The 21224-nt window shown below is 60.1% G+C and carries 24 protein-coding genes; 14 read left to right on the forward strand and 10 right to left on the reverse strand.

The window, feature by feature from the left end; all coding sequences use genetic code 11:
* Positions 1-76 precede the first annotated feature (76 nt).
* The 3 genes from So717_RS00650 to So717_RS00660 are packed head-to-tail and all read right to left on the reverse strand — an operon-like array spanning position 77 to position 3005.
* Positions 77-1048 carry a sugar ABC transporter substrate-binding protein gene (locus So717_RS00650; RefSeq protein WP_159974288.1) on the reverse strand — a complete coding sequence of 324 codons (972 nt, stop codon included), beginning with the start codon at positions 1046-1048 and terminating at the stop codon, positions 77-79.
* Between the two features lie 30 nt (positions 1049-1078).
* Positions 1079-2287, reverse strand: a complete 1209-nt coding sequence (locus So717_RS00655; RefSeq protein WP_159974289.1) for a mandelate racemase/muconate lactonizing enzyme family protein — start codon at positions 2285-2287, stop codon at positions 1079-1081.
* A 10-nt stretch (positions 2288-2297) separates the two neighbouring features.
* Positions 2298-3005 carry a FadR/GntR family transcriptional regulator gene (locus So717_RS00660; RefSeq protein WP_159974290.1) on the reverse strand — a complete coding sequence of 236 codons (708 nt, stop codon included), beginning with the start codon at positions 3003-3005 and terminating at the stop codon, positions 2298-2300.
* 94 nt (positions 3006-3099) lie between these two features.
* Here So717_RS00660 and So717_RS00665 point away from each other — a divergent pair, with 94 nt between their 5' ends.
* The gene (locus So717_RS00665) at positions 3100-3990 is read left to right on the forward strand and encodes an SMP-30/gluconolactonase/LRE family protein (protein ID WP_159974291.1); all 891 of its coding nucleotides are present in this window, start codon (positions 3100-3102) and stop codon (positions 3988-3990) included.
* Positions 3991-4217: 227 nt separating this feature from the next.
* On the opposite strand, the gene So717_RS00670 is transcribed toward So717_RS00665, so the two are convergent.
* On the reverse strand, positions 4218-6308 hold the full coding sequence (locus So717_RS00670) for a hypothetical protein (protein ID WP_159974292.1): 2091 nt from the start codon (positions 6306-6308) through the stop codon (positions 4218-4220).
* 241 nt (positions 6309-6549) lie between these two features.
* Between So717_RS00670 and So717_RS00675 the strand changes: the two genes are divergently transcribed.
* Complete coding sequence (locus So717_RS00675; RefSeq protein WP_159974293.1) at positions 6550-7509, forward strand: VPLPA-CTERM sorting domain-containing protein; 960 nt, start codon at positions 6550-6552, stop codon at positions 7507-7509.
* Positions 7502-7858, forward strand: coding sequence for a hypothetical protein (locus tag So717_RS00680; protein WP_159974294.1), 357 nt, complete (start codon positions 7502-7504; stop codon positions 7856-7858). The genes So717_RS00675 and So717_RS00680 overlap by 8 nt, the downstream gene beginning before the upstream one ends.
* Positions 7859-7916: 58 nt before the next feature.
* Here So717_RS00680 and So717_RS00685 read toward each other — a convergent pair whose 3' ends face one another.
* Positions 7917-8225, reverse strand: a complete 309-nt coding sequence (locus So717_RS00685) for a hypothetical protein (protein WP_238840577.1) — start codon at positions 8223-8225, stop codon at positions 7917-7919.
* A gap of 32 nt (positions 8226-8257) precedes the next feature.
* The gene (locus tag So717_RS00690) at positions 8258-8497 is read right to left on the reverse strand and encodes an Lrp/AsnC family transcriptional regulator (RefSeq protein ID WP_159974295.1); all 240 of its coding nucleotides are present in this window, start codon (positions 8495-8497) and stop codon (positions 8258-8260) included.
* 137 nt (positions 8498-8634) lie between these two features.
* Between So717_RS00690 and hisB the strand changes: the two genes are divergently transcribed.
* Together hisB and hisH are read left to right on the forward strand one after the other, a co-directional pair.
* Positions 8635-9222 (forward strand): imidazoleglycerol-phosphate dehydratase HisB, encoded by a 588-nt coding sequence (gene hisB / locus So717_RS00695; protein WP_159974296.1) that lies wholly within the window; start codon positions 8635-8637, stop codon positions 9220-9222.
* Between the two features lies 1 nt (position 9223).
* Positions 9224-9862: an imidazole glycerol phosphate synthase subunit HisH gene (hisH, locus tag So717_RS00700; RefSeq protein WP_159974864.1), complete on the forward strand. Its 639-nt coding sequence runs from the start codon at positions 9224-9226 to the stop codon at positions 9860-9862.
* 366 nt (positions 9863-10228) lie between these two features.
* Here hisH and So717_RS00705 read toward each other — a convergent pair whose 3' ends face one another.
* Together So717_RS00705 and So717_RS00710 are read right to left on the reverse strand one after the other, a co-directional pair.
* Positions 10229-10702: a hypothetical protein gene (locus tag So717_RS00705; protein WP_159974297.1), complete on the reverse strand. Its 474-nt coding sequence runs from the start codon at positions 10700-10702 to the stop codon at positions 10229-10231.
* A gap of 127 nt (positions 10703-10829) precedes the next feature.
* On the reverse strand, positions 10830-11216 hold the full coding sequence (locus So717_RS00710) for a DUF2147 domain-containing protein (protein ID WP_159974298.1): 387 nt from the start codon (positions 11214-11216) through the stop codon (positions 10830-10832).
* Between the two features lie 155 nt (positions 11217-11371).
* On the opposite strand from So717_RS00710, the gene hisA reads away from it, so the two are divergent.
* The 4 genes from hisA to So717_RS00730 are packed head-to-tail and all read left to right on the forward strand — an operon-like array spanning position 11372 to position 13652.
* The gene (hisA, locus tag So717_RS00715; RefSeq protein WP_159974299.1) at positions 11372-12094 is read left to right on the forward strand and encodes a 1-(5-phosphoribosyl)-5-[(5-phosphoribosylamino)methylideneamino]imidazole-4-carboxamide isomerase; all 723 of its coding nucleotides are present in this window, start codon (positions 11372-11374) and stop codon (positions 12092-12094) included.
* Positions 12095-12097: 3 nt separating this feature from the next.
* Complete coding sequence (locus tag So717_RS00720) at positions 12098-12580, forward strand: DUF2867 domain-containing protein (protein WP_238840579.1); 483 nt, start codon at positions 12098-12100, stop codon at positions 12578-12580.
* A gap of 2 nt (positions 12581-12582) precedes the next feature.
* Positions 12583-13344, forward strand: coding sequence for an imidazole glycerol phosphate synthase subunit HisF (gene hisF, locus So717_RS00725; protein WP_159974300.1), 762 nt, complete (start codon positions 12583-12585; stop codon positions 13342-13344).
* A complete protein-coding gene (locus So717_RS00730; RefSeq protein ID WP_159974301.1) occupies positions 13341-13652 on the forward strand; it encodes a phosphoribosyl-ATP diphosphatase in 312 nt (103 codons plus the stop codon). Before hisF ends, So717_RS00730 begins: the two co-directional genes overlap by 4 nt.
* Before the next feature lie 54 nt (positions 13653-13706).
* Here the strand turns inward: So717_RS00730 and So717_RS00735 are convergent, their stop codons facing one another.
* Entirely contained in the window at positions 13707-14174 is a 468-nt protein-coding gene (locus So717_RS00735) for a CoA-binding protein (protein ID WP_159974302.1), read from the reverse strand.
* A gap of 358 nt (positions 14175-14532) precedes the next feature.
* Between So717_RS00735 and So717_RS00740 the strand changes: the two genes are divergently transcribed.
* The 5 genes from So717_RS00740 to kdsA all read left to right on the forward strand — a co-directional run bounded on the left by So717_RS00740 (position 14533) and on the right by kdsA (position 19189).
* A complete protein-coding gene (locus So717_RS00740; RefSeq protein WP_438810626.1) occupies positions 14533-14880 on the forward strand; it encodes an ArsR/SmtB family transcription factor in 348 nt (115 codons plus the stop codon).
* Positions 14873-15901 (forward strand): permease, encoded by a 1029-nt coding sequence (locus So717_RS00745; protein WP_159974303.1) that lies wholly within the window; start codon positions 14873-14875, stop codon positions 15899-15901. The genes So717_RS00740 and So717_RS00745 overlap by 8 nt, the downstream gene beginning before the upstream one ends.
* 190 nt (positions 15902-16091) lie before the next feature.
* Entirely contained in the window at positions 16092-16751 is a 660-nt protein-coding gene (locus So717_RS00750; protein WP_159974304.1) for an ABC transporter ATP-binding protein, read from the forward strand.
* Positions 16729-18354: a KpsE/RkpR family capsule polysaccharide export protein gene (locus tag So717_RS00755; protein ID WP_159974305.1), complete on the forward strand. Its 1626-nt coding sequence runs from the start codon at positions 16729-16731 to the stop codon at positions 18352-18354. Before So717_RS00750 ends, So717_RS00755 begins: the two co-directional genes overlap by 23 nt.
* Position 18355: 1 nt before the next feature.
* Positions 18356-19189: a 3-deoxy-8-phosphooctulonate synthase gene (gene kdsA, locus So717_RS00760; RefSeq protein ID WP_159974306.1), complete on the forward strand. Its 834-nt coding sequence runs from the start codon at positions 18356-18358 to the stop codon at positions 19187-19189.
* A gap of 107 nt (positions 19190-19296) precedes the next feature.
* Here the strand turns inward: kdsA and So717_RS00765 are convergent, their stop codons facing one another.
* Positions 19297-21207 carry an AsmA family protein gene (locus So717_RS00765; protein WP_159974307.1) on the reverse strand — a complete coding sequence of 637 codons (1911 nt, stop codon included), beginning with the start codon at positions 21205-21207 and terminating at the stop codon, positions 19297-19299.
* Positions 21208-21224 lie beyond the last annotated feature (17 nt).

Here is a 21224-nt window from a genome sequence, read left to right on the forward strand (position 1 = left end):
ATAGGTCCTTATTCCGATGAGGCTGCCCAAACGCGCTGAAAGAGCGCGTTCAGACCAACTTTGGTGGGTGCGGTGTTTAGCGCAAACCCTGAGCCGACAATTCCATGATCGCGTCAGCCTCAGCCGGCGTCACGATACCCTGGCCTGTATCGACATCTGCCGGGGCAAGATCGACGGTGTGCGCGAGATAGGCCTGCATGACCGGGATAAACCCCTGCATATATGGTTGTTGGTCCACCTGAACCTGGATGTATCCTGCCTGCATTTGCTGCACGGCTTCGGGAACGAGGTCAAAACCACCAAGCAAAACTTCGCCCGGCCCAACGCCCCGGTCCTTAAGGACGCGGGCCACCGCTGCATGCCAGAAGCCCGTGTCGAAGTAAGCAGTGGTGTCTGGGTTGGCGTTCAGATAGGCGCCCACGCGGTCCGCTGTCACGGCCAGGTCAGTTCCTGAATCGATACGCTCAAAGCTGATATCCCGATCGGAGTTGGCCGCCTTGAAGTCTTCCATAAAGTCCAGGACGCCCCCACCCCGCGCTTCCGACCAGTTCTGGCCCGGCGCTGAAATTCCGACCAGCACCTTAATGGGTCCCTCCTCCGGGAAATGCTTCGACATCGCCTCGCCCAGAGAATACCCGGCGGGACGGAACCCCTGACCGACAAAAGCCGCACGGGCGTTTCCGGCCGCACCTTCGCTGTCATCCACATTCACGGCAATGGTGATGACATTGGCGTCGACCGCGCGCTGGACGATGTCATCAAGTGCCCGGTCGTCGACAATGGAGGTCAGCAATGCATCCGGACCGCGCGCGAGAGCCGCTTCCATATTCGCGGCTTGCTGCTCGATTGAGCCTTCGGTCTGGGTGAAGATCATCTGGCAGTTGGCCTGGATCTTGCCACAGGCATCGTCAAATCCCTTCTTGACGGCTTGCCAGAAAGTGTTCGACGCCGATGAGTGATGGGTGAACACGATATTCATGTTTTCGGCATGGGCCGCACTGCCCAGCAAAACAGTCGCCATCGCGGCTGAGGTCAGTAGTCTTTTCATCTCAGGTCTCCTCCCTTGAGTATGCAATCGTCAGATATCTGTTGAGTCCGACGTTCTCCGGTAAGTCGTGAATGCCCGGTCCAGCTCCGGGTTAAGTTCCATCCCAAGCCCCGGGCCCGGGGGAACGGTGATGAAGCCGTCTTCAACCGGCGGCAACGCGGTGACGAGGTCGCGATACCAGGTGCGATAGAAGGCTCGGACGCTTTCCTGCACCAGCGCGTTGGGCGCGTTCAGTGAAAGGTGCGTTGACGCGCAAAGCACCACCGGGCCGGTGCAATCATGTGGGGCAATCGGCAGGTGCCAGGTCTCGGCCATGGTTGCGATTTTGCGCGCCTCGCTCAGTCCGCCACACCAGCTGATGTCGAGATTGAAAATCCCCGCGACCCCGGTTTCGATCAGATCGCGAAACGCCCAGCGACTGCCCAGCGTTTCCGACGCAGCAATCGGCGCCTTGCTGGCCGCACCATAGCGCTTGAGACTTGAAAGGCTGTCCATCTTGATCGGATCTTCGTGCCAAAACGTGCCATAAGGCTCCAGCGCGCGCGCGATCTCGATGGCAGGAAGAAGCTGCCACATCAGGTGAAACTCGACCATGATGTCCATCTTGTTGCCGACGGCCCTGCGAATCTTGTCGAAAGGCTCAAGACAGGACTTCAGGTCGGAGGGGGAGATATACTGACCGCGTGTCTTTTCCGCAGCCACATCAAATGGCCAGATTTTCATGGCCGAGATATTTTCTTCGAGCAGGGATGCGGCCAATTCGTCGGCGCAGTTCAGAAAGGCGTTCAGGTCGTCGTATCCATCCGCCGTCTCTGACCGCATCGCATAGTTGTCAGTGTTCTGTCCCGTTGCTTTCTTGATGTACTCGGTGCCAGCACAGGTGTTGTAGGTGCGGATATTCTGGCGCGTGAACCCTCCAAGCAGCTGCGCGATCGGCACGCCCGTCGCCTTGCCAAACAGATCCCAGAGCGCGATATCGAAGGCGGAGTTTCCGCGCACCTCGACACCGGTTGACCGAAACCCAAGGTATCCCACCAGATCGGCCGAAAGCTTATCGATCTCCAAAGGATTGCGGCCAATAACTTTGGGGGCGACGGTTTCGTGGATATACGCCTCGACCGCCTGTGCGCCGAAGAAGGTCTCGCCCAGCCCGACAAGCCCTTCGTCCGTATGAACGTGCACCCACAGCAGGTTTGGGCGCTCGTCAATCCGAATGGTTTCCAGCTTTGTGATCTTCATTCTTGCAGCCTCACGTCAGCCCGGCATCAAGCAGAACCTTGGTGCTGTCATCAAAGTGACGCTTCATCAGCGTGGCCGCAGTTTGCGGATCTCCAATCGCAACTGCGTCGGCGATATCGATATGCGTCTGAACGACCTGCATCCGCTGCTCTGGCTCCGTGCGCGAGCGCCAACCAATCGGCCAGCTCTGGCGCGCCACCCCCTGAAACGCACCGACGATCATGGCAAAGACCGGGTTCCGCGACGCCTGCGCAATGGCCATGTGAAATGCCAGATCGCTTTCCATAACGCTGTCCGGATCGTCGAGATGCTCTTTCATCGCCAAAGCGTGCTGACGGATGCGCTGCGCTTCTGCATCCGTACGACGCAGACTTGCCAGCGTCACTGTGCGCGTCTCGATTGTTCGGCGCACATCATAGATTTGCTGAATGCTGATCTGCTCGGTGAGAACACCGTGCTCCATCATCAAAGACATGGCACCGTGATCCAGCTGCGCGACCGTGGCACGCTTGCCAGGGCTCAGGTTGATAAGGCGCATGGCCGCCAAGGATCGGAAGGCTTCGCGCACAACACTGCGCGACACGTTCAACTCTCGCGAGAGGTTATTCTCGCTTGGCAAACGGTCACCCGGTCCAAGCGCATTGACGCGAATGTGCTGCGTGATGACGCCTATGGTCTCGCTGACCCGGTTTGTCCCGTTATCGGCTTCGTCACTCACGATGCATCCCCCTAAACCTGTCTGACAGGTTTGTTGATATTGATTGCTAAGTTTGTTTTAACTGCGAGTCAATAATTGTTTCGGGAGGGGACAGATGACCGTCGAACTTGTTTATCCGGCAAAAAACATCGTTGGCGAAAGCATCCTGTGGGACGCGGCCCGGCAGCGCCTCTTGTGGGTTGATATCGTTGAAAAAAAGATCCACGCACTTACCCCGGCGACCGGCGAATATCAAAGCTGGCCAACCCCGGATTTCGTCACTTCGATTGGCTTGCGCAAAGACGGTGGCGCAATTGTTGGCCTGACCCGCGACGTCTGTTTGTGGGACTTCGGCGATCAGTTTCAGACGCTCGCGAGGGTCGAACCGGACCAACCGGACAACCGCCTCAACGAAGGCGTCGTCGGCCCGGACGGCGCCTTTTGGGTCGGGACGATGCAAAACAACATCGCACCTGACGGCAGCCCCAAAGAGATGACCGCTGATACCGGTCGTCTCTATCGCTGCACACCAGATGGGCAGGTCACACCGCTCTGCGATGACTTATTTGGGCTGACCAATACGTTGGTCTGGACGACGGGCGGCGGGTTAATCACGGCGGACACCGGAGCGAATGAAATCTACCGCTACACCTACGACCAAGACACCCGGCGGCTCTCGGACCGGCGCAGCATTGTCTCAGGATTTGAACGAGGTTTGCCCGACGGATCAACCCTGGACGCCGAGGGCTATATCTGGAACTGCCGCGTCGTCGGGGGCGGCTGTTTGCTCCGCTTTGATCCCGAAGGTCACATTCATCGAGTGGTGGACCTGCCCTGCTCATGGCCCACCAGTTGCACATTCGGCGGAGAAAACCTGGACATTTTATATGTCACCTCGGCCCGTTTCACGATGGAGGTAGACCATCTCAAACGTCACCCCGAAGAGGGCGGTGTCTTTGCCATCAAACCGGGCATGACAGGCACGGCGCCTTGCCTGTTTGGCTGATACGCATGTGTCGGTGCAGGCCCACCCCGCTGGCGGATACATCGGCGCTATGAAGCTACATCTACGCGGGCCCCGGACAGGCAAAGAAGCCAAATCGCCGATATTTTCCATTGATGTTCGAGTTGCGGCAGCGGCTTCAACTCAAAAATCTCCGCATATTGCCCTGGTGCGCCATGGGCAGGCAATATGCTGTCATGCCGGCCCGGGCTCATACTCCAACCGGCCGCTTATGTCCGGGCGATGTGGGAGTTTGTTTGATCCAACAAACGCTGATATCGACGCGCATTTCGAACGCCGTCGAACGCCTGGTCAAGCTTGAGCCAGTTCGCCAACCGGCTTTGCACAACTTCGGGCACGGAGAATGCAGCTTCCAGGTGGTCGAGCACGGGGCGTGTCCCTGCATTTCGGAGAGCATGGAACCGCGCTACATTATACTGAACCAGGCAATCGGTCGGAGCGATCGCAACAGCCCATTCAGCCCAAGCCGCCCCCTGCTCAAAGCGGTTCAAATCGGCCAATAGACCCGCACCAAAGGCCATCGCACCGGCATTGTCGGGGTTGACCTCAAGTTCCGCCTCAATCAGGTGCATCGCTGTTTCCTGAGCGTCCCGCGCTTCACGCCTTTGCCCAAGGGCAAGCATCTCTTCAGCCAGAAGTCCGAAGGCACGAAAATCATCCGGCCTGATCTGGGCAGCTTTCGCAAAGCTCTCGACAGCACCGGCACGGTCACCTTGGAGACGCTTGTTCCGCCCCTGAAAGAAATGCGCTTCAAACAGCGTCTCGTCCATATCGATCGCGCGCTCAAGCCAAATAGCAGCCCCCGCATAGTCACCTGTCGCATACAGCGCCAAGCCCAAGGCCGCTTGCCCCAATGGCAATTCAGGGTCCAGTTCCAGCGCTCTTTCGGCATCTTCGAAGCCTTCTTGTGCGGTCTGTGCGCCTTGGCTCCGTTCGATGCTTTGCGCCAGATAGGATCGGCAGATTGACAGCTGTGCATAAGCACGGGCGAAGTCCGGCTCCAGATCAATCGCCCGGACCAGCAAGGCTTCCGCCGCGCGCAGGGTTGGCGCGTACATGCCGCGCAAATACAACAGGCGCGCTTTGACAAAGAGCTCATAGGCAACCGCGTTAGAGGTATCTTTTGAGGGTTCGGAAATCGGCTTGGGGCCATCCAAAACCGTTCGCGTCAGGTCCCGGGCAATCGAGTCGTGCAGGGTGAACGACACTTCAGCCGCGTGATCGTACTGCTCGGCCCAGACGACCTGGCCACTCTCCAAATGCACAAGTTGCAGAACGGCACGAATACGATCATGCGTGCTGTCCAGATCCCCTTTCAAAAGATGTGTCGCGCCCAAAGCGCCGGCGTGTTTGCAGGAAATGCTGGCATTCTGACCAAAGGCTGAGCGCGGCACCGTTCGAATCCCCGGAACACGCGCCAGATCGGTTGCGATTTCATCCAGAAGACCCGACGCCCAATGGGCCTGGGATTGGGTGCCGGGAGACATGTTCCACTGCGCCATGGCGATCACCGCAACTTTGGCTGGCGTCGCCTCGACCATCTTGTGACTTGGCTCTTGCGACGCTGGCTCCGCATCTTCTTGAACAGCAGCAACCAGCGCCAGGGACGTGCTGAAACTGTATCCATTCTCGAGCAGGCGTCGCGTGCGCAGCAATTTGGCCTCGTCATCCATGATGCGATGTGCGTGCTTCACGTGCATTTCAAAGCCGTCGGTCCCGTGGCGGACCATGATATATTTCGAAGACTGAGGGATCTGGCTGTCTATATCGAGCCAGGTGACATACCCATCCAGCCACGTCATGTCGCGCGAGCCGGACAGGATAAAAAAGGCGGTTTCCAACGGAAACGTCCAGGTTTCGGATCTGGATTGCCCGCAAAGAACATTGTCCTGAAAGCTGCAATCCCGGAACACATCCACCATCGTGTCTCCATTGACCTTCTGAACGGTTCTGCCAAACACTTTGGTGCCATTCTGTTCCATATGAATGTCTTCCAGAATGACCGACGGGTGCCCGAACTTGTCTGTCACCAGAACCAGCCCCATCCAGCGGCCGGTCAGATTGGCGCTACTTTCAGCGGCGGATACGCGCAACTGTTCCACGTCAACGTCCAATTCGCGGGCAATCCGCGAAAGATAGCTGAGCAGGATAGGGCCACCGCGCTCTGCCCGGTACACGGTTGGCAGGGAAACACTACCGCAAGCGGCGGAAAAAGCCTCGGCTGAGCGGAAGCTCCGTTTGCGGATGCGCCGCAACACATCTCCGCGCACGCGGACGGACTGCCCATTGTCTGATCCCACTCGTCACCCTCCGATACTGATCACTTTTTACAGGAATTGATCAGGAGAAATCAAATTGTTCAGACATTCTGATCTGTGCCTGAGCGGGACAGCGCCGACCTCTTGCGCCTAGATTTCCGCGTGGCTGGTGGCTCGTCTGAGACAACAGCCTCATCATTTGACAACAAGGACTTAAATAATGTTCATAAAATCATATTGTTACACCAGTTCCGCAGAATGCTGTAGAACTCTCATAATCGGCATGTCAGCGATCTTGGCCATGTCTAACCCGGCGGGTGCATCCCAGATTTCGCTTTTTTATGATCATCGCGTTTCAGAATTCTCTGAACCCGCCGGGGTCACGTCAATCACGGAGAAAAACTACTCTTACGACGCTGAATTTGCGCGCCACGACCAAGAATTCACATCCCGCAGCCCATGCTGTGTGACCGGTTCAGCCAAAAACGTTCTCAAAAATGAAGGGGGACGCTTTCGCAATGACGAATTCGGAAGCGTCGCCGAGATTTTTGTGGGCGATGCGGGTGCTGAACCTCGAAGCATCACAGCCGGAGGGCAACTCATCTATGCAGTTCAACCGGACTCACCAGACGCGTTGGATGGGGGCGGATTCAGAATATCGGGCACGCGACTGAACGCGATCCGGGGCTCGACGGCCAGCTTGAATTTCAGTATTTTCCTGCATGAAGTCCCAGACTTTGACGCAATCGGCGACTATGATGATTTGTTGCTGGGACCAACGGTGCTGGAGGCGCAATACACAGCCGTCCTGTTCGGAGGCGATATTGCCAATCCGACACCTTCGCTGACGATCAACCAGTCTGGTTTTGATCGCCCGATTCCGGAACCTGATTTCGTCATGGGCAATGGATCGGCGGTGTCTTGGGATCTGGGTATTGTCGCGGACACGTTCGACTTGGGCGCTGCCGGCGTGGACGTCGATGATCTCCTTGGCGTCAGCTTCAACTGGACGGTCAAGGTGGAAAGCGAATTTGGCGGGTTTTCGGGACCTGTCCGCGCCTCGTTCTTTGACCCCTTGTCTGGCGCAGGTGGGTTGCAATTCTCTAGCGAGGCCGAGGAAGTGTTGCTCACCGCGCCCGATACGGATTTGGCGCCAGTGCCTTTGCCAGCAGGCGGGATCTTGTTGATTTCAGCGCTCGCCGGCTTGGTGACCCGCGCGAGATCGCGGCAGAGCCATGCGTGACGCCTTGCCAATTCTGTGGGGCTACGCATGGGTCTTGCTGACTGTGGCCTTTGCCATTTTGGGCGACTACTTCCTCAAGCGCGCGGCAGATTTCGGGCATTCTATCCTGTCTGTGGATTTTTCGCTGGGGGCGGCACTTTATGTCGCCTCCACCGCCGTTTGGTTCTTGTCGCTGAAAAACATCACACTTGCTCAGGCAGGTGTCGCATATGCGTCCATTACACTGGTGGCGGTTTGCGGCCTGAGTGCAATCGTTTTTCATGAACCTTTCGGCTTTCGAGAGGGGGTTGGTGTCGCGCTTGCCTTGTTGGCAATGGGGCTCATGATACCGGCTGGCGGGTACAACTAGCGGCAGATGTCCCGCCAGCGCAACCGGGGCGGAAGCTCATTTTGCCTGAGGTTGGCATTCAGTTGGTCGGAAATTGCACCAGACACTGCGTGGCAAAGCGGCGGAAGTCATCCAGCGTCTGCACACCGTCACGCCGATCACGCACCACGCGCAGCGCCGCCTTTTTTTGTTGCCAGTTGCCGCTCACGTGCTCCACCAGAATACGCGCGGTGATATCCAGCATGACGTCTTTTTCCAGCTGCGAGATACGGCCTGTCGATTCCAGGGCCACGGCGGTGAAGGCCAGGGCGTTGGCACAGCGCAGGGCGGCTGCCTCCTCACCGGAATAGATCTTTTGCCCGGCCGAGCCAGGCAGGGCTCCGGCCACGCAGATCAGTGCCGCAAGGACGCAGCGCGCAATCAAAAGACCTTGAACGTCATCGTCGTCAGCGACCGCTCAATCCCTTTGATGTCCAGAAGGTTTTCATTGATGTATTTGCCGACGTCCGCACCGTCGGGGATGTAGAGCTTCATCAGCAAATCGTAGTCGCCGCTGGTGGAGTAGAGCTCCGAATGGATCTCGCGCAGGGCAATCTCCTCGGCCACCTGATACGTTGTGCCTGGCGTACAGCGGATCTGGATAAAAACGCAGGTGGCCATGGCGGCTCCTTTTGGACAGGGGGCGTACGGCCAAGCTGGCATATCCGGCACAGGCGCCGCAATCCCGAATGTGATCTCTTGGCGCGCCGTCGCAGGCTGTTATAAGGGCGCGCACTGTCCCCCGCCCCGGAGAACCCATGCGCAGCCACTCATTGACCCGCGCCACCGCCGAAACCGAGATCACCGTGACCCTCGATCTGGACGGGACAGGCGCCTATGACAACAAGACCGGGGTCGGGTTTTTCGACCACATGCTGGATCAGCTGGCCCGCCATGCGCTGATTGACCTGACCGTGCGCGCCACGGGCGATCTGCACATTGATGATCACCACACCGTCGAGGATACGGGCATTGCCATCGGTCAGGCTCTGGCTGCGGCCCTGGGCGACAAGCGCGGCATCCGCCGTTACGGGTCCTGCCTGCTGCCGATGGACGACGCGCTTGTGCGCTGCGCGCTCGACCTGTCCGCCCGGCCGTTCCTGATCTGGAATGTGGATCTGCCCTCGCCCACCATCGGCAGCTTCGATTCGGAGCTGGTGCGGGAATTCTTTCAGGCGCTCAGCACCCATGGCGGCATTACGTTGCACATCGACATGCTGCACGGGCTGAACAGCCACCACATCGCCGAGGCCACCTTCAAATCCGTCGCCCGCGCCCTGCGTGACGCCATTGAGGTCGATCCGCGCAAGGCCGATGACATCCCCTCCACCAAAGGCGCGCTCTGACGTGCTGACGGCGATCATCGACTACGAAAGCGGCAATCTGCACTCGGCCCAGAAAGCCTTTGAGCGGATGGCCCAGGAGACGGACGGCGGCGCGGTTGTGGTGACCGGCGATGCCGATGTCGTGGCCCGCGCGGACCGCATTGTACTGCCGGGCGATGGGGCGTTTCCGGCCTGCATGGCGGCGCTCAAGGGGCACTCGGGTCTCTATACGGCCATGGTCGAGGCGGTGGAGGTCAAGGGGCGGCCCTTTATGGGCATCTGCGTCGGCATGCAGCTGATGGCCAGTTGGGGGCGCGAGTATACTGATACTGCGGGGCTGGACTGGGTGGCCGGAGAGGTGTGCAAGATCGAACCCGCGGACCGCGACCTGAAGGTGCCACATATGGGGTGGAATGATCTCGTTCTGGAGGGTGCACACCCGGTGTTTGATGGCATTCAGACCGGCGATCACGCTTATTTCGTGCACAGCTACCACATGCAGGTCACCGACCCACGCCAGCGGCTGGCCCACGTGGACTATGGCGGCGATGTCACGGCCGTGATTGGCGCAGGCACGATGATCGGGCTGCAGTTCCACCCCGAGAAGAGCCAAACGACCGGGCTGCGGATGATCGGGAACTTTCTGCGCTGGACCCCTTAGGCGCCTGCGGAGCAATATGCGCCGCAGCCCTGTGCTCTGACCGAGCGGCCTCAGAGCTGCGGAACATGCAGGGCCCGCGTCAGTAGAATCTTCACAACCGCAAAATGCAGCCCGGTTCAAAGCCCTCCCGACATTGACCTGGCCGGTCATCCGGCGCACGGCTCATGCTGATCACCGCTCAGCGCTATCGAGCTGAACCCGGTCGGACCCATCCACGACTACGGCGGGGCGCGTTGATATACGGCACCGTTTCGAGTGTGCGACATAGCATCCTTGCGCGGCGGAGGCGTGCGCCAGGGCGTCGGGTGCGTCGAAATAGAAGGCTTTCAGGCGCGGATCTGTAGATCAGATTTTCCGCATGCCGCTCTAACCCTGCACCTGCTGGGCAACGACAAGGGGTTTGGAGCCGAAGGAGACGGTGCTGCCATCATCGCCAAGAATCGACCAACGCGCGGCAAACAGATAATAGCTGCGCGTCTCCCACCCGGCCTGATCGCGCTTGAACCGGGGGCGCCAGGCGCCCTCGATCAGAACCGGCAGGCGCAAATGATCAATCTCCGGCGGTGGTTTACCTTGGGCCGCAGCCTCTTTGATGGCCTTGGCGCGCACCTGTTTCAGCCGCGCCTCCAGCGGGCCGGCCTCTTTGACCCGGCGCCCGGCAAAAGCCACCTCGATGTTGATATTGCGGTTCACGAACCCCCGCACCACCAGGTCATTCCGGCCATTGATCATCATTTGCGGCACCAGCTCGACCTGGAGCTGACCAACCTTGTTCTTAAAGAGACCGGAGTCCTCATACTCCGGCGTCACTTCTGAGGCTGGCTTACGGCGATACGACATCTGGCGGCTCTACGACTGGTCACATGGTGGGTGCCCCGCAGGCTGATGAGACCACACAAGACATGTAAGACGCTAAGCCATGACCCTTAATGAAGCGTTGAGCCAAACCATTCTGCCGCGCAAAAAACTACCGAACCCGCTGCCATGTCTGTTTCGAACAGATCAGTCCACCAGCGACACATCCTGACAGGCGCATGCTGTCCCCATTGAGGGCAATCTTGCCAAGATAGATCTTATCATTGGACGGTCGCCAGACTTTGCCGCGGTACTTGCCCTCGCCCTCGGCTGCCATGTCAATGACCAGTGTCTTGCCGATGTTTTTCGACGGGTATGCCCCATCCGCATTGAAGGTCTGATCAATGGTGCCGCAATAGTTCGCACCGCAGGGTGCCATCCGGACAAGCGCATAGGCACCCTCATCCGGCTCAGTCTGCCACAGGCCCTCGATGGGATCCGCCTGCGCCACCCCGCAAGCCAGCACAAACGTCAACGCTGTGGTAATGTGTTTGATCATAATCATTCTCCCTGTTCCGATCACCCTCCTTTACCCGCGACCCGGGCCGCAAGTATGACCTCGCGTCGCGTTGCAAAGAGCCGACAAAAGGTGCATCACACAGATGGGTCGCCGCCCGGCACCACATCAACCCGCTCCTAACAGGGATGACCTTTATGATCCTCTACCCCGCCATTGATCTCAAAGACGGCCAGGCCGTCCGGCTGCTGCACGGTGACATGGACCAGGCCACAGTCTTTAGCGACGATCCTGCCGCACAGTCAAAAGCCTTTATCGATGCTGGCTGCACATGGCTGCATCTGGTCGATCTGAACGGCGCCTTCGCCGGGCGCCCGGTCAACGAAGACGCGGTCAAAAGCATTCTGCGCAGCTGCACCGTGCCTGTTCAATTGGGAGGCGGCATCCGGGATATGGCCACAATCGAGATGTGGCTGGAAAAAGGGGTGAGCCGGGTCATTCTCGGTACTGTTGCCGTCGAAAACCCGGATCTGGTCCGAGAGGCCGCAAGGACCTTCCCCAGCCATGTGGCCGTGGGTATTGACGCGCGCAACGGGTTTGTCGCCACCAAAGGCTGGGCCGAGGAAACCGACGTGCAAGTCACCGACCTCGCCAAATCCTTCGAGGATGCGGGCGTGGCCGCGATTGTCTACACCGACATCCTGCGCGATGGCGCCATGGGCGGCCCCAACATCGAGGCGACCGCCGCACTGGCACGCGCAGTCTCCATCCCTGTGATCGCCTCGGGCGGCGTGTCCTCGCTGGAGGATCTGATCAGGTTGCGCGACTGCGGAGCAGATCTGAACGGCGCAATCTGCGGGCGCGCGCTCTATGACGGTGCCATCAACCTGACCGAAGCGGTCGCAGCCATGGGCGCCTGATCCGTGTTCGCTGCTGTCATGAAGGCCAAACTGCCCGCGGAGAGCCGCCTGCACGGCTATGTAAAGCCCGGTGATTTCCTCGATTGTTACCGTGTCCAAAGTACCCTGCCCGCACTGGTCGCTGCGCGCATCATTGTCGATTTCCCACCCTGGGCCAAAGCACTTGTGGCCCTGCGCGGCATATTGACCGCCCCGTTTGGTCTGCTCAACGACGGGCCGGGTGATAGCAACTCCAAGCTGGGTCCCTTTCCGGTTGAGCACAGCAGCGATACCGAAGTCGTCGCTGGCTTCAACGACAAACACCTCGACTTTCGCGTCAGCGTATTCAGTGCGGCAGATCAGGTCTCACTGGCCACCTGGGTGCGACCTCACAACATCGGTGGCCGAGGGTATCTGGCCGCCATCATGCCCTTCCACATCCTGATTGCCCGCAACGCGCTTGGCCGGGTCGCGGCAGCCCCCTCACCCACCGTCGGAGCAGCCTGAGCATGCTGAAAACCCGTATCATCCCCTGCCTCGACGTGGCCGAGGGGCGCGTCGTCAAAGGCGTGAACTTTGTCAATCTGAAAGACGCGGGCGATCCGGTTGATGCGGCCATCGCCTATGACGCAGCGGGTGCTGACGAACTCTGCTTTCTAGATATCACGGCGACCCATGAGAACCGCAACACCATGTTCGATGTGGTCACCCGCACAGCGGAACACTGCTATATCCCGCTCACGGTCGGAGGCGGCGTGCGCACCACCGCAGATGTACGCGCCCTGCTGCTCGCGGGCGCCGATAAAGTATCTTTCAATTCTGCGGCTGTGGCCAATCCGGATGTGGTGGCCCAGGCCGCTGATCAGTTCGGCAGCCAGTGCATCGTTGTGGCCATCGACGCCAAGACCGTCAGCCCCGGCAAATGGGAAATCTTCACGCACGGCGGGCGCAAACCCACCGGTATTGACGCGGTAGACTTCGCCCGGACGGTCACCGCAAAAGGTGCTGGAGAGATCCTGCTCACCTCCATGGACCGCGACGGCACCCGTGCAGGCTTCAATCTGCCCCTCACCCGCGCAATCTCCGATGCGGTCCCCGTGCCCGTGATCGCCTCGGGCGGCGTCGGCACGCTCGACCACCTGGTCGAAGGGGTCACGCAAGGGGGGGCATCCGCCGTTCTGGCCGCCTCGATCTTCCACTTCGGGGATCACACCATCGCCGAGGCCAAGGCGCATATGGCCGCAGCCGGCATACCGATGAGGCTCACATGACCCTGCACGACCTGTTCCAGACCATCGAAGCCCGCAAGACAGCCGACCCGACCACCAGCTGGACTGCGCAATTGCTGGCCAAAGGGCCCGAAAAATGCGCCGAGAAATTTGGCGAAGAGGCGATCGAAGCCATCATCGAAGCCATAAAAGGTGACACGGCCCGGCTGACCGCCGAAGCCGCTGATGTGCTCTACCATCTTCTTGTGATGCTCGCGGCGTCCGACATCCATCTCGATGACGTCCTGGCCGAACTGCAATCCCGTCAGGCCCAATCGGGCCTCGCTGAAAAAGCAGGGCGCAGGTCCTGAGGGTCGGCGGGCGGGCGCCTTTGGCCGCAGGCCAAACAGAGCCGCCCGAGACCCTCACAGCTTGCTCGAAATAACACCTGTTGCAAAACCACCCATACGCAGTTCCCCATGCAGCCGCTGATACTCGATCTTTGGACAGCGGTTCTGCACCACCGTCACCCCGCGCGCCTCAGCCTTGGCAGCCGCCTCCGCGTGCTGCACGCCGATCTGCATCCAAATGGTCTGCAGCACCGGAAAACACACCAGAGCCTCCTCCACAATCGGCGGTACCGCTTCGGACCGGCGGAAGATATCGACCATATCCACCTCCTGATCAACATCGCCAAGCGACCCGCGAACCGTCTGCCCGAAAAGAGCTTCACCCGCATGGCGCGGATTGACCGGCACAACATCGTACCCCTTCAAACTCAGATATCGCGCCACATAATAGCTTGGGCGCACGGGGTTCATTGACACCCCAACCACGGCAACACGCCGGGTCCGGCGCAGGATTGCGCGCAACATCTCATCCGAATAGATCATGAGACCGTCCTACCGGAGCAGAGCGTCAAAAAAAAGCGCCCGATGCAAAAAGCAAAGGGCGCAAAAAGGTACGGAACGAGGGACAGTCGTAACATCAAAGAGCGTTCCGAGCCCTTCGATATGAGTTACAGATAAGCACGCAATGGTGCCTGACCAGATGCTCTCTCAAATCTGTGAACGAAGTATTAACTTTGAGCCAAAATCCGCAAATTCGGCTCCACTTGCGAAAGAATTTATCCCGGACCGTGGCAGCCGCCAGATGACAGCATCACCTGTCTTACCGTGCGCTGCGAGATATTTTCACGATTCTCGAAATGAAAGATTGCCAAGCAGCCAACACTTCTATATTTCTAGATCCATGAAAATTATGAAACCCGATATCTCCGATCTCACCGTCGCCGCCACGCAATTCGCCGCCCTCGGTTCCGAGCAACGGCTGAGCGTGCTGCGCATATTGGTCCGAGCCGGGCCAGACGGGCTGAGCATAGGAGATCTCGGCGCTCGTACGGGCGTGACCGGCTCGACGCTGACCCATCACATGAAAATTCTCGCATCCGCAGGGCTCGTCACCCAGGTCAAACAGGGGCGCAGCATCATCTGCGCGGCCGTGGCATATGACGATGTCCAGGCCTTGTCACAGTTCCTGATCAAAGAATGCTGCGCTGACAGCCTGCACCACACATTGGAAGACCGCCGCCATGACTGAGACCACCCAGCGCCCGCCGCGCCCCCGCAGATTGCCCAACTCGGGCGCTTGGGGTGCCACAGTCATCCTGCTGGCGCTCGTCGGCGTGCTGGACCCAGGCGCCTTTGGCACCACAGTTCTCTTTGCGGCAAAGGCGCTGCTGCATACGGCCCCCTTCATTCTCTTCGCCGTGCTCGCGGTCGCGTATCTCAAAGCCTCCGGGGCTGAGACCCTTTTGGCCAAGGCGTTTTCCGGCAACCCGGCCCGAATGATCGTGATGGCGGCTCTTCTCGGCGGCCTCTCGCCCTTTTGCAGCTGCGAAGTCATCCCCTTTATCGCCGCGCTGCTCGCGGTCGGCGCCCCTCTTGGCGCGGTGATGGCCTTCTGGCTCGCCTCTCCTCTGATGGATCCGGCCATGTTTGCCATCACCTCCGGTACTCTCGGATGGGAATTTGCCATCGCCAAAACCCTCTCGGCGATTGGCCTGGGCATATTGGGCGGGTTCGGTGCGCTGCTCTTTGCAAAAACGCCCGTCTTCTCTGACCCTCTGCGCAAGCGGCCCGCAGTGGGTGGGTGTTGTGGCGCCAAAGCGCCCTTCAGTGGCACCCCGGTCTGGCGTTTCTGGCAGCAGGACGACCGCCGCCAGATGTTCCAGACCACCGCGCTTGAGAACGCCCTTTTCCTGCTGAAATGGCTAACGCTTGCCTATGTGATCGAAGCGATGATGCTGCGCTATATCCCGGCCGAGCTGATTGCCAACCTGCTCGGCGGCACCGGCCTGTGGCCGATCTTCCTGGGTGCTCTGGTCGGCGCTCCTGCCTACCTGAACGGATACGCAGCTGTCCCTCTGGTGGATGCGCTGCTGGCACAGGGTATGGCGCCGGGGGCTGCCATGTCGTTTGTGATCGCAGGCGGGGTCAGCAGCATTCCCGCAGCCATTGCGGTCTGGGCGCTGGTCAAACCCAAGATCTTTGGCGCCTATCTCGCCTTCGCTCTGGTCGGCGCTGTTCTGGCCGGGCTGATCTGGCAGGTGATCGCCTGATCACATTCCCCACCTCGCAGGTCCAGAACGGCAATTCCTCGCCAATTCCAGCGCTTTGGCAGGGGTCGTCCCGCTGTGCTTTTGTTGTCAATTAAGACATAATTATGCAAAACAGTCTAAAACTGTTTCGGAGTGGAAGCTCAACAAAGGGCCTGGTTGCGCCGCCAGACCGCAAAACGCCGGAGTACAGATGCTGTCTTTCGAGAACGTGTCGAAGTCTTTTTGGACAGGATCACAGCACAAAGTGATCCTCGACCGCGTCTCGTTCAAGGTCGAGCTGGGCAATTCGCTGGGCGTGCTGGCCCCCAACGGAACCGGCAAGACAACCTTGATCAACATGATCGCAGGGCTTGAAAAACCTGACGAAGGCGAGATCCGCCGCGGCTGTAATATCTCCTTCCCGCTTGGGTTTATGGGCGGCGTTGTCACCAAGGTCTCCGCCATGGAAAACGCGCGCTATATCGCGCGGCTCTACGGGCTGGACCCCGACTATGTGGAGAGCTTCTGCCGCTGGCTCTGCGGGTTGGGGGAGTATTTCGACCAGCCCATCGGCACCTATTCCTCCGGCATGCGCGCGCGGTTTTCCTTTGCGCTGATGCTGGCGCTCGATTTTGACATGTATCTGATTGATGAAGGCATGCCCGGCACAACAGATGTGGAATTCAACCGCAAGGCGGGCGAAATCCTGCAGGAACGCCTGCGCACGACAACCATCATCATCGTGTCCCATCAGGCCCGAACACTGGAGAAATTCGCGCGATCGGCAGCCGTTTTGCTCAACGGAAAGCTTCATATGTTTGAGACACTGGAAGAAGCGAAACGGCTCTATGACTACGAAACCGACAGCTAGGAAGTTTCGGATCAGGCGCAGCACGCCGCCCTCCGATGCGACCCCTGCGGCTGACGCGGCCAAACCTGCCGCAGATACGCCTCAGGCGCGCAACAAGGAATCGCCGGAGACGACAGCCGAGACCCCCTCGCCCAAGCCAAAGCCGGAGCAGAAACCTTCCACCTCAGAGGCCGCAGCACTCGACGACATCCGAAGCGAAGGGCTGACGGGTCGACAGTTGCGCATGGCGCGCCGGGTTGCGCACAAACACGGGCTGTCACCCAAATCGGATCTCGATGCGGTCCGGTTGCTGCGCCAGCAAGGCATTGAGCCATTTCAGCGCTCGACCATGCTGGAACTGGTCGTGCCGAATACCCCCGAAGACGCAGCACGCAAGGGGCACATACAATTGCCTCAAACCACCCCGGCGGATGACCCAAGACTGCCGTCAACGGAAACGCTGAGCCCGGCCGAGCTGCGGGACAGGCAGATCTCCGAGATCCAGAAGGATATCGCACGCCGTCGCCGCCGCAAGTCGCTGGCGTTGCTGGGGCGTTTGAGCTTCTTTGTGTTTCTGCCGACGCTTCTCGCGGCGTGGTACTTTTACGCCGTCGCCACGCCCATGTATGCCACCAAATCCGAGTTCCTGATCCTGCAGGCCGATAGCGCAGGCGGCAGCGGGGTCGGCGGCCTGCTTTCGGGCACGCAGTTTGCCACCTCGTCAGACAGTATCGCTGTGCAGGCTTTTCTGACCTCAAAACCCGCCATGCTGCGCCTTGATGACGAAGTGGGCTTCAAGTCGCATTTCGCGCAAGCCGGGATTGACCCGATCCAGCGCCTGTCCGAAGGGGCCACCAATGAGGAGGCATACCGGCGGTATCAGAAAAACATCAAGGTGGGGTATGATCCAACCGAGGGTATGATCCGCATGGAGGTCATCGCGGCTGATCCCGAGATCAGTGCCCGGTTCAGCCGTGCGCTGATCAGCTATGCCGAAGAAAATGTGAATGGCCTCAGCGCGCAGAAACGCGACGATCAGATGGCCGAAGCGCGTGCCAGCTTTGACAATGCGGTGGACGAGCGGCGACAGGCGCAGGAGGCGCTTGTGACGCTACAACTGCAGGGCGACACGCTGGACCCCGAGGCGGTGATCGCCGGTCTGCGGTCCCAGATCAATCAGGTGGAGTTGCTTCTGCTCGAAAAGGAGCTGGAACTGGCCGCTCTGCTGGACAACGCGCGTCCGAACCAGAGCCGGGTGGACGGGGCGCGCGGCGATGTGCGGCGGCTGAATGATCAGTTGGATGAGTTAAATGCGCGGATGACGGACGCCAGTCAGGGAGAGAACTCCCTGGCCCAGCTTAGCGTGCGCATTCAGATGGCGCAGGCCGATCTGGCCACCCGTGACATGCTGCTGCAATCAGCGCTTCAGCAAATGGAACAGACCCGGATGGAGGCCAATCGCCAGGTCCGCTATCTGACCGTGAGCGTTGAACCTGTCCCCTCGCAAGAACCGAGCTATCCGCGCAAATTTGAGAATACGCTGGTGGCGTTTCTGGTGTTCGCCGGTATATATCTGATGGTGTCTTTGACTGCGTCTATCCTCCGAGAACAGGTAACCTCCTGATATGACCCATGTGTCCGTCGCTGATCTGACGATTGGCAATGACCGCCCGTTGACCATTATCGCGGGCCCCTGCCAACTCGAAAGCGAAGATCACGCGCAGATGATCGCAGGCAAGATGAAAGAGGCCTGTGCGTCCGCGGGCGCGCAATATGTCTTCAAGGCCTCCTACGACAAGGCCAACCGCACCTCGCTTGATGGCGCACGCGGGCTGGGCATCGACCAAGGGCTGAAGGTGCTGCAATCGGTGAGTAAGGCGAACGGCGTGCCGGTCATTACCGATGTGCACTCCGAGGCGCAATGCGCCCTGGCCGCCGAGGCCGTCGACATCATCCAGATCCCCGCTTTTCTGTGCCGCCAGACCGACATGCTGCTGGCTGCCGGGAACACAGGGGCCGCGATCAACGTGAAAAAGGGCCAGTTCCTGGCGCCTTGGGAGATGGACAACATCGTCACCAAGATCGAATCCACCGGTAACCGCCGCATCCTGCTGACCGAGCGCGGCACGACATTTGGCTACAACACCCTCGTGGTGGATATGCGCTCCCTGCCACAGATGGCGCAGACCGGCTACCCGGTCGTGATGGATGCCACGCATTCGGTGCAGCAACCAGGCGGGCGCGGCGGCTCCTCTGGCGGCCAGCGCGAATTTGCCCCGGTGATGGCACGGGCTGCGGCGGCGGTCGGTGTAGGGGCCATCTTCATGGAAACCCACCAGGATCCGGACAACGCCCCCTGCGACGGGCCCAATATGATCTATCTTGATCAGATGCCCCAGCTCATCGACACGCTGATGGCCTTTGATCGGCTCGCCAAAGAGCGCCCGCTCACCTTCTGAACGGTCGCGAGAGGTGGCCTGAAAGCCCACCTCACCTGCTGCTCGCAGACCTTCCGTCTGGCAGGTGGGGTGGGCTTTCAGGCCACCCTTGGTCTCAGCACCCCCCTTCAGTCGAAGAGCTTGCGCAACAGCCGGTCCTTCACCGCATCTTCAACCGATTGACCGTTCTCTTCGGAGATCCCCAAACGCTCGCCAATCTTCTCCTTGGCCCTATTCTCCAACTCATCCACCTTTGCATCCGCCTCGGCCTTCAGCGCAGCCTCTACATCAGGCCGGATCGAAATATTCGACCACGGCCCTACAAAGCGCACGGGAATCGACACACCCTGCCCGCTGTTTGCACGCAGCGCGATAGGTGTCACGGTGTAATCCAGCGTCCGAGTGCCGAGGCCCACAACGCCTTCGCCGCTCGCACGATAGTTTGACAACTGCAGCAACAGATCGCGGTTGTTCAACACACCGCCCGCAACAGTCCAGGTGCCGCCGAGGCTGTCGAACACCGTGGTGCCGGGCGAGGTATCGCCCGAACGCATCAAACGGTCGAGGTCAATCCCAAGGATCGTCCCCTGCCCGATCTGCAGAGATCCGTCACCCGAGAGCGACTTCATGATCGCATCAATCGAACTCCCTGAGCCCAGAAACGACAGCCGCGCATCGCCTTGCCCGGTCAGCCGATCAAGCTCCGCTGCGTCGTTCAGCAGGGGCTGCATCTGGATCGCATTCGCCGCTAGCTGCCCGCCGACCGAAAGGCCCGCGCGGTTGTTGATCACAAACTCGCCCGTGAGCCCCCCGCCATAGGCCGCGACCTCGCGCAGCTCGAAGACCATCCGCGAATTCTCATTGCGCAAAAGCGCGCGTGTGGCCCCGAGGTCAAACTGCCCAAGATCGATGCTGCTGGCCGTCAGCGCAATTTCGCCGTTGAACGCCGCCAGACCGCCAGCATCGATCGGATCGCTGGGCCAACCGCTGTTCGCTGGGCCTCCGCTGCCGCCACCAGAACCTGCGGTGGATGCCGCCTCTCCCCCCGACAGGTCCAGATCACCCACATTGAGCTGCGCGTTGACCTGCGGCACCCCATTGAGCCCGATGTCCGCAGCCCCGGTGATCCGGTTGGCACCCAGTCCCACGATCAGATCACGCAAAGCGAGCTGCCGGTCCGGCGTCAGCGTCAGGGTGGTGCTCAGATCAATGCTGCGGCCCAGATCGGGGGGCAGATCCGCGCCCGGCAGACCCAGCGCCTGCAGAAACGCTGCAGTGTTGGCGGTCTTCACCGTCAGCGTACCGGCCACGGCGCCAGCGGTGCTCGCCCGCCCATCAAACCCAATCGCCCCGGCCTCTGTGTCAATCGTGGCACGCAAAGTCTGCGTCTCACCGGTTATGAAGCCTGCAAACCCGTCGATGGTGGCCGCCACACCCACCGGGTTGGCCGTTGGGCGTAGTGTGGCCGCTATCTCGGCGGGACCCAGCCGTTCCGGCCAATCGAGGCTCAGATCGACACCGGAGTAAGAGACCAGATCACTGCCTTCCGCGTCATAGATCAGCGTGGCGTCTGTCACCTGCAGCCGCTCGATGCTGATCGAACGCGCGGGCCTGTCCGGCGCTGTCTCCGTCTCGATCTGCGCGGTGCCGCTGGCATCGGTAAACTGCCAGCTCGCGCGCCCGTCTGCCTTTTGCTCCAGCCGGATCGTGGGGCTTTCAGCCTCGATGTTGGTGATGCGGATATCGCCCTGCAACAGCGCCATCGCGTCGACCCCAATCGCCGCATTGGCCGCCTGCAGCATTGGCCCCTGCTCGGCCCAGTCTGCATTGCCGACCTCCAGCCCGCCGACCCGCGCGCCCAGCACCGGCCAGACGGTCAGCGCCACATCTCCGGTGATCTGCACATCCCGGCCTGTGACCCCGCGCAGCTGCTCTGCCGCAATCTTCGCAACCCGCTCGGCGGGCAGGAACAACATCGAAACCACTGCCACCACGATCAGCAGCACCACAACGCCCAGCAGTCGCATAACCCATTTCATCCGCGCACCTCACCCTT

The organism is Roseobacter cerasinus (assembly GCF_009811755.1).
Classification (GTDB): Bacteria; Pseudomonadota; Alphaproteobacteria; order Rhodobacterales; family Rhodobacteraceae; genus Roseobacter; species Roseobacter cerasinus.

Coding starts and splice junctions, on each gene's coding strand:
- So717_RS00750 (WP_159974304.1), top strand. CDS start 16,092: ATGCTGTCTTTCGAGAACGTGTCGAAGTCTTTTTGGACAGGATCACAG.
- So717_RS00740 (WP_438810626.1), top strand. CDS start 14,533: ATGAAAATTATGAAACCCGATATCTCCGATCTCACCGTCGCCGCCACG.
- So717_RS00710 (WP_159974298.1), bottom strand. CDS start 11,216: ATGATCAAACACATTACCACAGCGTTGACGTTTGTGCTGGCTTGCGGG.
- So717_RS00655 (WP_159974289.1), bottom strand. CDS start 2,287: ATGAAGATCACAAAGCTGGAAACCATTCGGATTGACGAGCGCCCAAAC.
- So717_RS00665 (WP_159974291.1), top strand. CDS start 3,100: ATGACCGTCGAACTTGTTTATCCGGCAAAAAACATCGTTGGCGAAAGC.
- So717_RS00735 (WP_159974302.1), bottom strand. CDS start 14,174: ATGATCTATTCGGATGAGATGTTGCGCGCAATCCTGCGCCGGACCCGG.
- So717_RS00680 (WP_159974294.1), top strand. CDS start 7,502: ATGCGTGACGCCTTGCCAATTCTGTGGGGCTACGCATGGGTCTTGCTG.
- hisA (WP_159974299.1), top strand. CDS start 11,372: ATGATCCTCTACCCCGCCATTGATCTCAAAGACGGCCAGGCCGTCCGG.
- So717_RS00730 (WP_159974301.1), top strand. CDS start 13,341: ATGACCCTGCACGACCTGTTCCAGACCATCGAAGCCCGCAAGACAGCC.
- So717_RS00650 (WP_159974288.1), bottom strand. CDS start 1,048: ATGAAAAGACTACTGACCTCAGCCGCGATGGCGACTGTTTTGCTGGGC.
- hisB (WP_159974296.1), top strand. CDS start 8,635: ATGCGCAGCCACTCATTGACCCGCGCCACCGCCGAAACCGAGATCACC.
- So717_RS00755 (WP_159974305.1), top strand. CDS start 16,729: ATGACTACGAAACCGACAGCTAGGAAGTTTCGGATCAGGCGCAGCACG.
- So717_RS00675 (WP_159974293.1), top strand. CDS start 6,550: ATGTCAGCGATCTTGGCCATGTCTAACCCGGCGGGTGCATCCCAGATT.
- So717_RS00765 (WP_159974307.1), bottom strand. CDS start 21,207: ATGAAATGGGTTATGCGACTGCTGGGCGTTGTGGTGCTGCTGATCGTG.
- So717_RS00690 (WP_159974295.1), bottom strand. CDS start 8,497: ATGGCCACCTGCGTTTTTATCCAGATCCGCTGTACGCCAGGCACAACG.
- hisF (WP_159974300.1), top strand. CDS start 12,583: ATGCTGAAAACCCGTATCATCCCCTGCCTCGACGTGGCCGAGGGGCGC.
- So717_RS00705 (WP_159974297.1), bottom strand. CDS start 10,702: ATGTCGTATCGCCGTAAGCCAGCCTCAGAAGTGACGCCGGAGTATGAG.
- kdsA (WP_159974306.1), top strand. CDS start 18,356: ATGACCCATGTGTCCGTCGCTGATCTGACGATTGGCAATGACCGCCCG.
- So717_RS00745 (WP_159974303.1), top strand. CDS start 14,873: ATGACTGAGACCACCCAGCGCCCGCCGCGCCCCCGCAGATTGCCCAAC.